Below are 458 nucleotides of genomic sequence, written 5' to 3'. Positions count from 1 at the left end.
TATTTAGCCTTGGAGGATGGTCCCCCCATATTCAGACAGGATACCACGTGTCCCGCCCTACTCATCGAGCTCACAGCACATGCGCTTTTGTGTACGGGGCTGTCACCCTGTATCGCGCGCCTTTCCAGACGCTTCCACTAACACACATGCTGATTCAGGCTCTGGGCTCCTCCCCGTTCGCTCGCCGCTACTGGGGGAATCTCGGTTGATTTCTTTTCCTCGGGGTACTTAGATGTTTCAGTTCCCCCGGTTCGCTTCACAGCACTATGGATTCATGCTGTGATGATGCACCGTAGTGCACCGGGTTTCCCCATTCGGACATCGCCGGGTCAAGGGTTCATATCACCTCGCCGGCGCTTTTCGCAGATTAGCACGTCCTTCATCGCCTCTGACTGCCAGGGCATCCACCGTGTACGCTTAGTCGCTTAACCTCACAACCCGAAGATGTTTCTTCCGAT

General features: G+C 55.2%; 1 rRNA gene (running past one end of the window). It reads right to left on the bottom strand.

What is annotated here, in order from left to right:
- Window positions 1-431: ribosomal RNA gene (locus DK872_RS09760) — 23S ribosomal RNA — on the bottom strand; it reaches 2631 nt to the left of the window's first position.
- Window positions 432-458 lie beyond the last annotated feature (27 nt).

Source organism: Kosakonia sp. MH5 (assembly GCF_009935945.1).
Classification (GTDB): Bacteria; Pseudomonadota; Gammaproteobacteria; order Enterobacterales; family Enterobacteriaceae; genus Kosakonia; species Kosakonia radicincitans.
Note: the sequence above shows the minus strand (reverse complement) of the source record. Positions and strands in the feature narration are given on the sequence as shown.